We start from the raw sequence: 13,421 nt of genomic DNA, 5'->3' as shown, positions 1-13,421 counted from the left end.
CGTCGCCTGGATCTCAATGCCGGAGCACCCCATGAAGCAGTCGATGAAGGCCAGGAACAAGCCCGCGGAACCCGCCGGCCACCCGCCCGTGCTGGATATCAAGCCCGAGCTGCCCAAGCCGTCGGCCCACATGCCCGAGCGCCACAAGCACGCCGGCCGCAAGGGCCAGAAGGGGTCGCGATGAACGCCACCCTCCAAGCCGATCCTTCGGCTCGCGTTCGCATGCGCACCGACGGCCCGCCCGTCCCCATCTACCGCAACGAAGACCCACCAGCTTGCCGCGAGGAAAGCTTCCTGAGCATGGCCAGACGCCGTTCGCCCTGGGTGTTCCTGGTCGGCCTGGGCGCGGTGCTGATGGGTGGCCTGCTCGGCCAGGCATTCGTCGCCTTGGCCTAGGGCTCCGACAAGGAAGCCACAAGGACCCGCCCCCATCAAGCGCTGAAGCGGTAGCGCAGCTTGCCCAGGCGTCCGCGCCAATAGGTCTGGCGCCCGCTGAGCAGCAGCCAGGCCACCTCGCCGGCCAGAGGCACGCGCATGCCGTCGCGGGTCGTCCACTCCTTCCAGCGCCCTTCCCAGGGGGCCATTTCAGTCATCCGGCCCACCTTGCGCCCGCGCGCCTCGGCGCGCACCGTGTCCACCAGGCCGGCATCGCCGAACTTGAAGCGCAGCGTCACCGAGACGGCGCCGTCGGCCAACGTGGCATCGGCTTGGCGCGCGTCCACCGCCGCCCAGCTCACGCCCTGGCTGGGCAGCAGGGCCGTGGGGTACCAGGGCGCCTCGGCCAGGAAACGCATCAGCTCCCCGCGCGCCAGCTCGCCCCCGCCCTGCTGGCGAGCCATGTCGAGCACGCCAAGCAGAGCTGCATGCAGCAGGCCCGCGCCGGCCAGATAGCTGTCCTGCACGCGCACGCTCAGGCCGGAGAACAGCCCGACACGGGCATTCCAAAGAAAGCCCGGCCCGCGCGTGGCGACCTGCTGCTCGGCCGTGAAGGGCTGCCAACGGTCGCCGGCAGCCGACAGGTTGAGGAAGCCGCTCTGCGTCAACCTCACGCCGCGCACCAGTGGCTGGCCGGCGGTCAGCGCGATGCGCAGATAGCGCTGCACCGGTGCCGGCAAATGGATGAGTTCCGCGGGGTCGAAATGGGTGACGCCCGCCGGGCCCGGCTCGGCATTGAGCTTGGCGATCAGCGCCCTGGACTGTGAGCGCCAGCGGCGCTGGCGACGCGCTCCCAGCAGCAGCGTGATCGCGAGGGCCAGGGCGGCGAGAAGGACAAAAGCGGCGAGCAGCCAGTCCATGCGGTGTTTGCCGGTTTGTCGGGTGACGGGCCGCAAGGCTCGCCGAGCCTGGGCCAACGGTCTGTGCGCTGCCGAACACTGGAGCGCTCGCGCGTCAGTGCTTCGGCGCCGGCTGGGTCCGCCACCGTACAGACGGGTTGCCCGACACGGCACAGACTTTCCTCACGGGCCTCGCCCCGACACCGGAGAACGCCATGCATACCCCCCAAACACACTCCCTGCGCCGCAACGCCCTTGGCCTGCTGCTGGCCCTTTCGGCCAGCACGCCCGCGCTGGCGCAGATCACCTTTTATGAGCAGGCCAACTTCCAGGGCCGCTCCATGACCAGCAACGGCAGCGTCAGCAATTTCAGGAGCAACAACTTCAACGACAGGGCCTCGTCGGTGGTGGTGCGCAGCCAGCGCTGGGAGGTCTGCGTGGACCAGCGCTATTCGGGCCGTTGCCGCGTGCTGCGACCCGGCCAGTACCCGTCGCTCGAAGCCATGGGGCTGGACGAGCAGATCTCGTCGGTGCGCGCCGTGCAGCGCAATGCCCGCGATGACGAGTTGAGCTATGCGCCCTACCCGAGCGTGCCGGCCGACTACCGCCGCCGCGACCGCGAGCGCCTGTACCAGGCGACCGTGAGCGATGTGCGGGCGATCTACGGCGAGTCCGGCCAGCGGCGCTGCTGGACGGAGCGTGAGCAGGTCGGCGACGGCCGCCGCAGCGACAACAGCGTGCCCGGCACCGTCATCGGCGCGGTCATTGGCGGCATCCTCGGCCATCAGGTCGGCGGCGGCACGGGGCGAGTGCTGGCCACGGCCGGCGGTGCAGTGGCCGGTGGCGTGGTGGGCAACAACATCGGCCGCAACAACAGTGGCGAATCGGTGGTGACCCGCGACGTGCAGCGCTGCGATGACCGGCCGGTTGCGCAGAACCCTGCCTACTGGGACGTGACCTACAACTTCCGCGGCCAGCAGCACCACATGCAGGTTGCCACGCCGCCCGGCGCCACCGTGACGGTCAATGCCAACGGCGAACCGCGCGCCTGAACCACGGGCGGGTGCTCCAGCGCACAGACCCCGGCAATCCTGAGGGGCAGCATTTGCATGCATCCCTCCACCAGAAAGCTCTCATGATTGCCGCCGTCGTCACCAACAACCCGAGCAAGGCCGCCCTGCAGGACAACCTGCTGGCCACGGTCCACAGGACCGGCCACTTCAAGCACCTGATGGCGGCCGTCAAGGCCGCCGGCCTGGCCGACATGCTTGACGGCTCGGGCCCCTACACCTTCTTCGCACCCAACGACAAGGCCTTCGACAAGCTCGCCAGGAACGAGCTGGTCGACCTGCTCAAGCCCGAGAGCAAGGCCAGGCTGACGGCCATCCTGCTGCTGCACGTGGTGGCGGGCCATGTGAAGGCCGCTGCGGCGGGCGGCCAGCCCGCCACGCTGAAATCGCTGCAAGGCGAAGACCTGGCCATCGACATGACCCCGGCCGGCCTGCGCGTGAACAAGGCCCGTGTCGTCGAGCGCGACATCGAAGCCACCAATGGCGTCATCCATGTGATCGACACCGTGCTGATGCCGGCCGCAAGCTGACCCGTCCCGGCTTTGCCGCAGTGCCGCCGGTGCAGTTGCGGGATGCGTGGCCTCATGAGGGAACTCCGCGGCGTCATGGGATGACGTGGCTTGCAGAAAACGCGGCCACCGGCGCATGTTCGTCAGCGTGCGGAGCGCCGTTTCCAGGGGGAAATTTCATGCCGGCGCGGTAGCTCGCCCGGTCCTGCGCATAGCAGCCGCAGGCCGCCGCCTCCAGGCCGGCGCGGTCGCTGACCGTGACCCAGCCCCGGTGGTAGCGGATCAGGCCAGCCTCCTGCAGCGCGCCCGCCGCCACCGTGACGCCGACGCGCCGCACGCCCAGCAGGTGGGCCATGCCTTCCTGCGTGACCGCGAAGCCGTCGCCCTGCGCCCGGTCCTGCCCCATCAGCAGCCAGCGTGCCAGCCGCGCCTGCAGGGCATGGAAGTGCAGGCAGGCCGCGGCCGTCGCTGAAAGCCTCAGCTGCACCAGCAGATAGCGCATCAGCAGCCGGCGCAGCCCCGGGCTGTCGGGCAACTGGCTGCGCAGCGCCGCGGCGGTCAGGCTCCAGGCCTGGCCGTCCTCCTGCACCATCACGCTCACCGGGCTGGTGGCCACGCCCAGCAGCAACTGCACGCCCACCACGCCCTCGCAGCCCACCATGCCCACCTGCAGCGGCGGGTGAGCGTCCATGAGCGTGACCAGCGAAAGGAAACCCTGCAGCGGGAACAGCAGCACGCGGGCAGGCTGGTCCTGGGTGCCGAGCTTCTGCCCGCTGCGCAAGGGCACCTGAATGCTCTGCGCCAGCAGGCGCCGCAACTCGGCGGCGGGCAGGTGATCGAGCAACTGGTTGGCAGTCATGCACCAGTCTGCACATCACTTGTTGATTGCCGCTGTGCGCCAGCACACGCTGCGGGTCAGGGCAAGGGAATTGCCGGCCAGTTCAGCAGCCGGTCGTACTCCTGCTTGACGACGCCATAGCATTCGCAGCTGCGCTGTTCCAGCCCCGCGCGGTCCAGCACGGTGATGTGGCCCCGCGCGTAGTCGATCAGGCCGAGCTTTTGCAGGTTCAGCGCCGCCTCGGTGACGCCTTCACGGCGCACGCCCAGCATATTGGCGATCAGCTCCTGCGTCATCACCAGCTGCTCGCCGGCGATGCGGTCCAGGCTGAGCAGCAGCCAGCGGCACAGCTGCTGCTCCAGCAGATGATGGCGGTTGCAGACCGCCGTCTGCGCCATCTGCGTCAGCAGCGCCTGCGTGTAGCGCAGCAGCAGGTGCATGCCCACGCCGTAGCGGTTGAACTCCACCTTGATGGCCGCCGCGCGCAGCCGGAAGGCGCCGCCGGCGCTTTGCACCACTGCACGGCTCGGGGTGGTCTCGCCGCCCATGAAGAGCGATACGCCGACCACGCCTTCGTAGCCCACCACGGCGATTTCGGCCGAGGCGCCGTCCTCCAGCACATAGAGCAGCGACACGATGGCCGTGGTGGGGAAATACACGTGGCTCTGCGGCCGGCCGGACTCGTAGATGACCTGGCCCAGTTTCAGTGGCACGAACTCCAGCTGGTCGGCCCAGCGGTCCCATTCCTCGCCCGGCAGGGCGGCCAGCAGGCGGTTGCTGCGAGGGGCCAGGGCGTCAAGCGGTGCAGACATCAATCCTCCCGCGCTGGCGCGACTTAGAAGCAACAACTCTATCCAGCGCCTGGCCTGCCGTGTGTACGGCATCGCACATAAACATTTTTGGCATGCGGGGGCGTCGCCCTTATTGCGTCAGCGCCAGCGGTAGCCGAGGGCCGATGAAGGTGCTCACCTGGGTGCAGGCAAGCAACGGAGGTTCCACGCCGTTGGGCGTGGCTGGACGACGTACATGGGTTGACTCCCGCTAAGACGTCGATCCTGACGGTGCCTGTTGGGCAGGACCGTGCGCCAGCGCACAGAGGCGCCGCCGGCCGCCGTGCTACGGCTGGGCAAACCAGGCACGGTTCCCAGGCTCGTTCGCGGGGCCGACGGCGCCGCCATGCTGCAAGGGGGGCATGGCCGCCGGCGTCTGTGCGGTGTCGCACATGGCCGGCAGGCCGGCCGCCAGCGCGGCCAGCAGGCGCATCTGTTCGGCCTGCAGCGCCAGCAGTTCGCTCCATTGCTGCTGGCGCAACTGATCCAGCTTGTCGTGCAGCAGCATGATTTCGAGTTCGGCCTTGAGGTTGACCTCGTAGTCATGCCCCGCCGTGACGCGGTCCTTCTCGGACTGGCGGTTCTGCGACATCAGGATGATGGGCGCCTGCACCGCCGCCAGCATGGACAGGAAAAGGTTGAGCAGGATGAAGGGATAGGGATCGAAGGTCTGGCCTCGTGCGGCCAGCAACACGACGTTCATGCCCACCCACACCAGCATCACGGCCGCGAACAGGCCGACGAACAGCCAGGAGCCGCCAAACGCGGTGACCGCATCGGCGGCGCGCTGGCCCCGGGTCGGCGGCGTGGTTGCCGCGGCTTCCGGGTGCTGCGTGATGGGTTGGCGCAGGCCGATATGCCGAGCCACGCGCTGCGCGCGCACGTCGAGTTCCGCAAACGGCCGGCCCAGCAGGGCGGTGGCCTGCGCGTCGTGGGCATCGTCTGGCGGGAGCGACATGGGGGACGAGGAAGCGGGGGTGACGGCGAGTCTGGCCGCGGCCTGGCCGGCGCACCGTCTGCTGGCGCACACAAGACGGCGCCTGGCCGGGCCGCTGGCGGCCGAATCCCAGGGCGCTTACGGCGCTTTCGCCGCACTCGGTGGGCTGATCGACCATTGCTGGCGGTACTCGGCCCGGTAAGGCAGCAGGTCATCGACCTCCAACTGCCCGAGTTGCCGCAGCAACTCCGTCGTGATGGCGATCGGGCGGGCGACACGGCCGCTGGGGGGCTGCCTGGCGAAGGCGCGCTTGAGCTCATCGGCCAGTTGCCAGCCCTGCTGGCCAGTGGGCTCGGCGATGGTCGCGAGCTGCTGTGAGCGGCCCGAGCGGATGCGGCTCAGTGCCGTGCGTGAGCCGTCGCCGGCCGCGATGCCAACGACGTCGCGGCGGCCCAGGGCCAGCAGCGGAAAGTGCATGGAGTCCATGTAGACGTCGTTGATCGCCAGCACATGGGTCCAGCGCGTGCCGAACTGCCGATGCAGCCGTTCCAGCGCGGCCGGCATGTCCTTGGAGGCGTTCGAAATCGGCAGGTCTTCCACGGCGAGCAGTTCGCATGAGGCGCAACGCGACAAGGCCTCGCGCATGCGCAGGGTCTTGACGTTGGCGATGTCGAAGCGGCTGTCGTTGAAGATGACGACGCCCGCCCGGGCACCGCCGGGCTGGGCGACCAAGGCCGCGGCCATGTCGGCCACGACCGCGGGGTCGGTGCTGACGTTGGCGAACAGATGAGGCGTCGACCCATGGCGCGGGGCCGCGTGCCAGCCCACCAGCACGGGAAGAGGCCGCGAAGTCGGGGCCAGACGGTCGGCGATATCGGCTTCGTCAAAGCCGCCAAGCACGATGCCGTCAGGGCCGGCACGCAAGGCTTCGTCGAACTGACGCCTGATCGTCGCCTTGTCGCCCTTGCCGTTGACGATGCTCAAGGTCCAGCCGAGTTCCTGGCAGGCCTGCTCGAAGCCACGGTAGACGGCGGTGATGCCGCCGTTGCGGAAGTCCTGGGCCAGGAAGACGACCCGCCTCGGGGCCTCGGATGGCGGCGGTTCGGCCTGCGCTGCCGATGCCATGGCAGCCCAGGCAGCGAGCAGGATCAGCACCGGGCGGCGCAGCCACTGCAGCGGCAGGCGGGGCGCCGAACGCGGTTCGGGAGAAGGGGCGGCCATGGGCGCGAGCCTAACTTGCCATGGCCCGATATGCGCGCTTGAGCATCGGACCTCGGGTAAATCACGTCACTCGGCGGCGAGCCCTGGCTTGCCCGACCGTCAATTCGCGACCAGCGGCGTGAACAGCGGCGAGGCCATGCGCACCGGGATGACGTCCAGGCGGGCCTTCAGCACCGTGTAGTCCTCGCCGCCGAGGGCGCCGCTGAACCAGCCGACGAGCCCAGGCCCCTTGTAGAGGCGGAACTCGAAGCCGAGCTCGGGGGAGAGGTCGCCGGGGCGGGGTTTCGCGCGGTAGGCGAGGCCGCGCACCTCGGGCGCGCGGCCGTCCAGCAACTGGGCCATCGCCGTGACGATGGTGTTGTCGGCCAGGATGTCGAGGAAGTAGTTGTCGTTCTGCAGATAGGGCTTGTAATCGCTCGCCGCCGGGTCGATCTTGGGCTCACGCAGCTTGTGCGCGGCGGGTGTCGTGACGCCGGTCTTGAGGTCGTGGCGGTCGCCGCGGTCCAGGTAGCTGATCAGCGCGCCACGCAGGTTGAAGGCCGGCAACCTGGTGTCGGCGCTGGCCTCGGACAGGTCCACCAGCAGTGCACCGCGCGCGCCGACGATCTCGACCTCGCTGCCCTTGACGACGGCCGCCGTGTTTTCCTCCACGCCCAGGCCCAGCGTATAGCCGAGCGCTCGCATGGCCGGTAGCATGCGGCCGATGCGGCCGCGCTTGAGGAAGTGCTGGTCGACGAACAGGTCCGGTCCGATGAAGCCCAGGCCGCGGTCGAACTCCCGCCTGTCGCGCCACTGGCCCTTGAGGACCTGCATGTTGTCCGGTGCGTCGCGGAACATCATGCGGCTCATGATGGCCGCGCCGGCGCTCGTGCCGGCCACGACACCGCCGCCGTCGAAGACCTGGCGGATGGCCAGCAGCATGGCCGTCGGCTCCCCGCCGGGCTGCAGTGTGTCGACGATGTGCTCCTGCGCGCCGCCGGAGAAGAACACGGCTTTCGAGGCTGCGACCTTGGCGATCAGTACCGGGTCGTTGAGGTTGGCCTGCAGGTCGATGTCCTTCTGGCGCGGCGCAACGGGAATGGCCTCGGCATTGGCGCCGTGGCGGTTCAGCGCCGCGACGATGAGGCCGGCGCTGCGCTCCGGGTTGGCCGCCGCCGTGGCGAACACGGCGATGCGCGCACCGGCGCCGCCGGACTCATCGACGATACGCTGCCAGACAGCCTCGTTGTCGTTCTTCAAGGCGCCACCGATGACGATGGCGGTGCCGGCATGGGCAGTGACGCTCAGCGCGAGCGCAGCGGACAGGAGCAGGGCAGCGAGGAATCTCATGCGCCCATCTTGTCAGCGTCGGGGCGGCTGAACCAGCGGGTCAGGCCCGGGCGGAAAATCATGCCATCAAGGCAGGTTGCCGCACCCGAAGCGCGTCCGGCAGGCCTGGGCGGCCGCTCATGTCTACACGACCTTCGCCCTTGAGTGGCGGCCTAGCGGCGCGACGACTGGACGTCATGCCGTTGCCGCGCTGATGCAATGCGCAGCGTCAACTGTTTGGCAACGGCAGGCAGGCCCTGGACAGGCCGCTGCAAGCTGGTGCGCCGCCGCGGCTCAGGCGCCAATCAGGCGCCGCAGCCACGGCCGCAGCGCGAACAGCGCGGCGCCCGTGACCAGGCTGCCGACGGCGAGCTGCGTGAACAGCGTCGCGTAGGCCGCGTTCGTCGTCAGCGGTGAGCCATCCACCGGCTGGGACACCACGCCCGAGAAGTCGCCGGCAAAAAGTGACGCCAGGCCCGTTACCAGCATCCAGCTGCCCATCATGACGCCCTGGTATTGCCGCGGCGCCAGTCGGCCGATCATGGCGTAGCCGATGGGCGAGATCAGCAGCTCGCCCACCGACTGCAGCACATAGCTGAGGAAGAGCCAGGAGAAATCCGAGCGGCCCGAGGCATCGGCAAAGTGGATGCCCACAGGCAGCACGAGAAAGCCCAGGCCCATCAGCACGATGGCGGCCGCGAACTGCATCGGGATGTCCACCGGCCAGCCGCGGGCGCGCCAGCGGGTGAAGAGGGCGGCCAGCAGCGGCCCGCCGATGACGATGGTGACGGTGTTGATGTTCTGCACCCACTGCGGCGCCACGGCCACGCCCCAGACGTTCATCAGCACATTGCCCACCGCATAGAGCTGCAGGCCGTTCGGGGCCATCTGGTAGAGCGACCAGAACACCAGCGAGCCCAGGGTCAGCACCAGATAGGCCTTCATGCGCTGCTTCTCAGCCTGCACCGGATGACGAACCGTGATGACGACAAGGGCGATGGCAACCAGAGCACAGAAGGCCTTCATGCCGATGGCGGTGTCGCCCGGCTGCTTCAGCAGCCAGACCAGCAGCGGCACCAGGCCCACCAGGATGGCGCTGCCAATGGCGAAGCGCCCCCAGAAGGCCACACCACGGCGCTGGGCGAGCGACGTGTTGCGGTCGGCCAGGGTGCGCCAGAAGATCAGCGCCACCACGATGGCCGCGGCATTGCCCAGGGTCGCGAACCAGAACAGCGAGGCGTAGTCCTCACTGAGCTGGAACACGCCCGACACCGTGAAGCCGATGAAGAAGCCGACGTTCATGCCGGCGTAGTTCCACAGGAAGGCGGCCTCACGGCGGTTGTCCTCGGGGGTGAAGCGCTGCGTCAGCATCATGTTCACGCAGGTCACGTTCAGGCCGCTGCCGGTCAGGAACAGGGCCATGCCCCAGTACAGGCCTTCGAGGCTGCCGCCGGCGACGGTGCCGCAGCCCAGCACCTGCAGCAGCATGCCGCCCACGAACAGGTTGCGGTTGCTCAGGAAACGGCCGCCGAGATAGCCACCGAACAGGTGCAACCCATAGTTGAAGGCGCCGAACACGCCGGTGATCAATGCGGCCTGCTCGCTGGTGAACCCGTGGTGGCGCGTGGTGTACAGCGTCAGCGTGAACTGCAGGACTGCGAAGCCCAGCGTCGCGAAGACCTGGATCAAGAAGAGCACGGCAGACCCTTCGGGAATGCGTGCCTGGAACTGTTGGAGTCGGCTCATGGGGCGCGGATTGTCCTGGCGCGAAGCGAGGTTTCGTGTGGGTGTCATCCCGTGCCTCGGCGATCATCCAGCCCTGGACAACCACCGTTTCATGGACAGCTGGCGATGACGGACCGACTCGACCTCGTGCGCGCCTACCTGGCCGCCTATGCAGCGCGCGACCTCGCTGCGATTGAGCCCATGTTCGCCGACGCCATCACGCTGCGCGACTGGAAGATCCGCGTCGTTGGCAAGGCTGCGGCACTGGCCGAGACGCGCAAGAACTTCGAGTCCGTCGCGAGCCTGTCGATCGATGTGCTGGCGGCTTACGAGCGACCAAATGGCGCCGCGGCCGAGCTGAAGATCGCCATCAATGGCCGCGACACGATTCACGTCGTCGACGTGTTCGAGTTCGAGCCCTCGAACCGCATCGCGGCCATCCGCGCCTACATCGGCCGCGGCGACGACTGAGAGGGCGAGAGCTTTTCATCCACGCCCGCCTTGCACGCCAAAACACCCTCGCCCGTCGTTGCAAATGCTCGCCATAGCCCGCTATGGCTGTGCTTTGCGCCTAGTTCGAGGGCGTTTTGACGCGCCTTTCGGGCGCGTCTGAAAAACTCTCACCCTCTGAGCCGCACGCACGGCCCCGACGCACCGGCTCGGCTCAGCGAGACGCCGCTGCGTCCGGCTTGTAGTCCACGCCATGGGCGGCAAGGTAGTCGCGAATCAGGCGCCTCACCACCTGCGAGGGTGTCTGGTCCTGCTGCGCGCACAGGGTCTCGAAGGCCTTCTTCTTGTCCGGATCAATCAGCACCGTCAGGCGGGCGGTCTTTTGTTCCATGCCGGCTCCTCATGTTCATCAAATGATAATTGCAATTGTATTGAATTCAAACTAAATTAGCGCTGTGACCATCAGCTTCCTGCACCGCCTCACCGGCAGGCACCGCACGCGGTCGGCCAACCGGCAGCTCGGCGCGGTGCTGGCCTTCGTGGCCGGGGCGGTCAACGCGGGCGGCTTCCTGGCCGTGCAGCGCTACACCTCGCACATGACGGGCGTGATTTCCGGCGTGGCCGACGATCTCGCCACCGGCGGCGTAGCGCTGGCGTTGACCGGGCTGGCCTCGCTGCTGGCCTTCATCGCGGGGGCGGCTTGCTCGGCCCTGTTGATCAACTGGGCGGGGCAGCGCCAGATGCACAGCCGTTACGCGCTGGCCCTGCTGCTGGAGGCCGCGCTGCTGCTGGCTTTCGGCCTGCTGGGAGCCCACCTCGACACGCTGGCCTACCTGCTGGTGCCGACTGCCGTGCTGCTGCTGTGCTTCATCATGGGCCTGCAGAACGCCATCGTGACCAAGATCTCCCAGGCCGAGATCCGCACCACCCACATGACGGGCGTGGTGACCGACCTGGGCATCGAGCTGGGCCGGCTGCTGTACTGGAACCGCGCCACGTCGCCCGACTCGGTGCACTTCATTCGCGCCAACCGCGACAAGCTCTTCATCCACAGCCTGGTGCTGGGCCTGTTCTTCGTCGGCGGCCTTGTCGGCGCGCTGGCCTTCAAGCACTTCGGTTTCTCGGCCACCCTGCCCATCGCGTTGCTGCTGGTGCTGATGGCCTCGCCGCCGCTGATCAACGACCTGCAGCGCGCCTGAGCGCCGCTGCCTTTCCCGCACGCCATGCCCGACACCGCAGACTCACACCAGTTCGTCAAGCCCTTCGTCTATGAGACGCTGGATACCCGGGCCATGCATTTCACGATCTGCGAAATCCAGAGCCGCATGAAGGTGCAGCACCCGCATGCGCTGGATCTGGCCTACACGCGCACGATGATGGCCTTCCTGCTGTTCGTGCCGCGGCCCGAGACGCTGGCCATGATCGGGCTGGGCGGGGGCTCCATGGCCAAGTTCTGCCACCGCGAGCTGCCGGACACGCGCATCGAGGTTGTCGAGATCAACCCCCACGTCATCGCGTTGCGCGAGCAGTTCCAGGTGCCACCGGACGGTGCGCGCTTGCGCGTGCGGCGCGGCGACGGGGCCGACTTCGTGCGCAACACCCAGGACCGGCTGGACGTGCTGCTGGTGGACGGCTTCGACCATGAAGGCCAGCCGCCGGCTCTGTGCTCGCAGGCCTTCTACGACGACTGCCGCACGGCGCTGCGCGAAGACGGCCTGCTGGTGGTCAACCTGCACACCGCGCACCCCGAGTTCCAGCGCCATGTGGCCCGCCTGGAGCGCGCCTTCGACGGCGAGGTCCTTCTGGTGGGCGACAAGGAATGCAGCAACACCGTGGCCTTCGCCGGCCGGCGCGCGCTGCGGGCGCCATCGCAGGCCGGCGCGATGCGCAAACCGCGGCCGCTTGCTCGCCAGGCCTGGGACGAACTGCTGCCGGCGTTTGCCAATGTCGCAGCCGCGCTGCAACACCAACGCGAGGCTGGCTGAGCCGGCGGGCAGGCAACGTTTTGCTGCTGCCCCGCGGTCAGCTGCGCGGTGACGCGGGCCTGAAGGAGCGATACACGCCGCGCCGCTCCGGCCGACTCAGCACCAGCTGCCACAGCTGGCCCTGGCGGGAGCGGAAGAAGCCGGCGCAGCTCAACAGGTAGTAGCGGAACATGCGCCGGAAGCCTTCGTCGTAGCGGGCGGCAAGTTGCGGCCAGGCCGCTTCGAAACGCTCGGCCCAACTCATCAGCGTGCGGTCGTAGTCGGGGCCGAAGTTGTGCCAGTCCTCGATGATGAAGCGGCCCTCCAGCGCGCCGGCCAGCTCGACGGGCGAAGGCAGCTTGCCATTGGGGAAGATGTAGCGCTCGATCCACGGGTCGGTATGCGGCGCGCGCTGGTCCACGCCGATGCTGTGCAGCAGGAAGAGGCCATCGGGCGCAAGCAGCCGGCGGGCGGTGTCGAAGTAGACGCCGTAGTTCTTCAGCCCCACGTGCTCGAACATGCCGACCGAGACGATCTTGTCGAATCGGCGGTCATCGGCGCATGGGGGCGAGCGGTAGTCCTGCAGCAGCAGCGTGACAGGCAAGCCTTCGCAACGCTTCTCGGCCAGGGCCAGTTGTTCCTTGCTGACGGTGATGCCGGTAACGCGCACGCCGAAGCGCTCGGCCGCATAGCGCGCCAGGCCGCCCCAGCCGCAGCCGATGTCCAGCAGCGTTTCGCCAGGCTGCAGTTCGAGCTTGCGGCAGATCATCTCCAGCTTGTGCGCCTGAGCCTGCTCCAGGCCTTCAGCATGCGCCCAGTAGGCGCAGGAATAGATCATGCGCGAGTCCAGCATGGCTTCGAAGACATCGTTGCCGGCGTCGTAATGGTGCTCGCCCACCTGGTGGGCGCGTTCCTCGCTCTGCAGATTGAACAGGCGATGGCGCAGGCTCTCCAGCAGCAGCTTCCAGCGCGCCGAGGCCGGCGCAGTGCGATCGAGCTGGGCGCGCAGCAGGCGGTCGAACATCATGTCCAGGCGCTCGCAGTCCCAGTCGCCGTCGACATAGGCCTCGCCGGCGCCCAGTGACCATTGCGTCAGGATGCGGCGGTAGGAGCGGGCATCGTTGACGCGCATGTCCCAGGGGCGCGCGCCGTTGATCTGCACATCGGCGCGTGCAAGCAGCTCGCGCAGCACGGTGGGCGGCTGCGGTGCCGAATGCGGCTTGGGGCCCTCGGGGCGGGATAGCGTGGCTTGCTCCGCTGGCATGCGCAACGACTCCTTTCAACGACGCCCTCAG

The 13,421-nt window shown here is 68.3% G+C and carries 15 protein-coding genes and 1 pseudogene; 7 read left to right on the top strand and 9 right to left on the bottom strand.

Annotated elements, in window-relative coordinates:
- The first annotated feature begins 31 nt into the window (after positions 1-31).
- Both ACXJKM_RS03900 and ACXJKM_RS03895 read left to right on the top strand, forming a co-directional pair.
- Positions 32-184 carry a hypothetical protein gene (locus ACXJKM_RS03900; protein ID WP_457350372.1) on the top strand — a complete coding sequence of 51 codons (153 nt, stop codon included), beginning with the start codon at positions 32-34 and terminating at the stop codon, positions 182-184.
- Positions 181-396: a hypothetical protein gene (locus ACXJKM_RS03895; RefSeq protein WP_457350370.1), complete on the top strand. Its 216-nt coding sequence runs from the start codon at positions 181-183 to the stop codon at positions 394-396. The genes ACXJKM_RS03900 and ACXJKM_RS03895 overlap by 4 nt, the downstream gene beginning before the upstream one ends.
- Positions 397-431: 35 nt before the next feature.
- Here ACXJKM_RS03895 and ACXJKM_RS03890 read toward each other — a convergent pair whose 3' ends face one another.
- Entirely contained in the window at positions 432-1,295 is an 864-nt protein-coding gene (locus ACXJKM_RS03890) for a DUF6920 family protein (RefSeq protein WP_457350368.1), read from the bottom strand.
- A 194-nt stretch (positions 1,296-1,489) separates the two neighbouring features.
- On the opposite strand from ACXJKM_RS03890, the gene ACXJKM_RS03885 reads away from it, so the two are divergent.
- Together ACXJKM_RS03885 and ACXJKM_RS03880 are read left to right on the top strand one after the other, a co-directional pair.
- Positions 1,490-2,326, top strand: a complete 837-nt coding sequence (locus ACXJKM_RS03885; RefSeq protein ID WP_056202593.1) for a beta/gamma crystallin-related protein — start codon at positions 1,490-1,492, stop codon at positions 2,324-2,326.
- An 83-nt stretch (positions 2,327-2,409) separates the two neighbouring features.
- Positions 2,410-2,874 carry a fasciclin domain-containing protein gene (locus tag ACXJKM_RS03880; protein ID WP_457350366.1) on the top strand — a complete coding sequence of 155 codons (465 nt, stop codon included), beginning with the start codon at positions 2,410-2,412 and terminating at the stop codon, positions 2,872-2,874.
- Between the two features lie 73 nt (positions 2,875-2,947).
- Here the strand turns inward: ACXJKM_RS03880 and ACXJKM_RS03875 are convergent, their stop codons facing one another.
- The 6 genes and pseudogenes from ACXJKM_RS03875 to ACXJKM_RS03850 form a co-directional block, all read right to left on the bottom strand.
- Complete coding sequence (locus ACXJKM_RS03875) at positions 2,948-3,712, bottom strand: Crp/Fnr family transcriptional regulator (protein WP_457350364.1); 765 nt, start codon at positions 3,710-3,712, stop codon at positions 2,948-2,950.
- Between the two features lie 56 nt (positions 3,713-3,768).
- Positions 3,769-4,503: a Crp/Fnr family transcriptional regulator gene (locus ACXJKM_RS03870; RefSeq protein ID WP_056202599.1), complete on the bottom strand. Its 735-nt coding sequence runs from the start codon at positions 4,501-4,503 to the stop codon at positions 3,769-3,771.
- Positions 4,504-4,933: 430 nt separating this feature from the next.
- A pseudogene (locus ACXJKM_RS03865) lies at positions 4,934-5,479 on the bottom strand (DUF1003 domain-containing protein); the annotation flags it as partial.
- A gap of 117 nt (positions 5,480-5,596) precedes the next feature.
- Complete coding sequence (locus ACXJKM_RS03860; RefSeq protein ID WP_457350362.1) at positions 5,597-6,679, bottom strand: substrate-binding domain-containing protein; 1,083 nt, start codon at positions 6,677-6,679, stop codon at positions 5,597-5,599.
- A 99-nt stretch (positions 6,680-6,778) separates the two neighbouring features.
- Complete coding sequence (locus ACXJKM_RS03855; protein ID WP_457350361.1) at positions 6,779-8,008, bottom strand: cyanophycinase; 1,230 nt, start codon at positions 8,006-8,008, stop codon at positions 6,779-6,781.
- A 273-nt stretch (positions 8,009-8,281) separates the two neighbouring features.
- Positions 8,282-9,733, bottom strand: a complete 1,452-nt coding sequence (locus ACXJKM_RS03850; RefSeq protein WP_457350359.1) for a peptide MFS transporter — start codon at positions 9,731-9,733, stop codon at positions 8,282-8,284.
- Positions 9,734-9,838: 105 nt separating this feature from the next.
- Between ACXJKM_RS03850 and ACXJKM_RS03845 the strand changes: the two genes are divergently transcribed.
- A complete protein-coding gene (locus ACXJKM_RS03845) occupies positions 9,839-10,183 on the top strand; it encodes a nuclear transport factor 2 family protein (protein WP_457350357.1) in 345 nt (114 codons plus the stop codon).
- Positions 10,184-10,376: 193 nt separating this feature from the next.
- Here ACXJKM_RS03845 and ACXJKM_RS03840 read toward each other — a convergent pair whose 3' ends face one another.
- Positions 10,377-10,553: a ribbon-helix-helix protein, CopG family gene (locus tag ACXJKM_RS03840; protein ID WP_057296700.1), complete on the bottom strand. Its 177-nt coding sequence runs from the start codon at positions 10,551-10,553 to the stop codon at positions 10,377-10,379.
- Between the two features lie 64 nt (positions 10,554-10,617).
- On the opposite strand from ACXJKM_RS03840, the gene ACXJKM_RS03835 reads away from it, so the two are divergent.
- Positions 10,618-11,361 (top strand): YoaK family protein, encoded by a 744-nt coding sequence (locus ACXJKM_RS03835; RefSeq protein ID WP_457350355.1) that lies wholly within the window; start codon positions 10,618-10,620, stop codon positions 11,359-11,361.
- Between the two features lie 24 nt (positions 11,362-11,385).
- The gene (locus ACXJKM_RS03830) at positions 11,386-12,147 is read left to right on the top strand and encodes a spermine/spermidine synthase domain-containing protein (RefSeq protein WP_457350353.1); all 762 of its coding nucleotides are present in this window, start codon (positions 11,386-11,388) and stop codon (positions 12,145-12,147) included.
- A gap of 37 nt (positions 12,148-12,184) precedes the next feature.
- Here the strand turns inward: ACXJKM_RS03830 and cfa are convergent, their stop codons facing one another.
- On the bottom strand, positions 12,185-13,390 hold the full coding sequence (gene cfa / locus ACXJKM_RS03825) for a cyclopropane fatty acyl phospholipid synthase (protein WP_457350352.1): 1,206 nt from the start codon (positions 13,388-13,390) through the stop codon (positions 12,185-12,187).
- Positions 13,391-13,421: the final 31 nt, after the last annotated feature.

The sequence above is a fragment of the Roseateles sp. P5_D6 genome (assembly GCF_054049415.1).
Note: the sequence above shows the minus strand (reverse complement) of the source record. Positions and strands in the feature narration are given on the sequence as shown.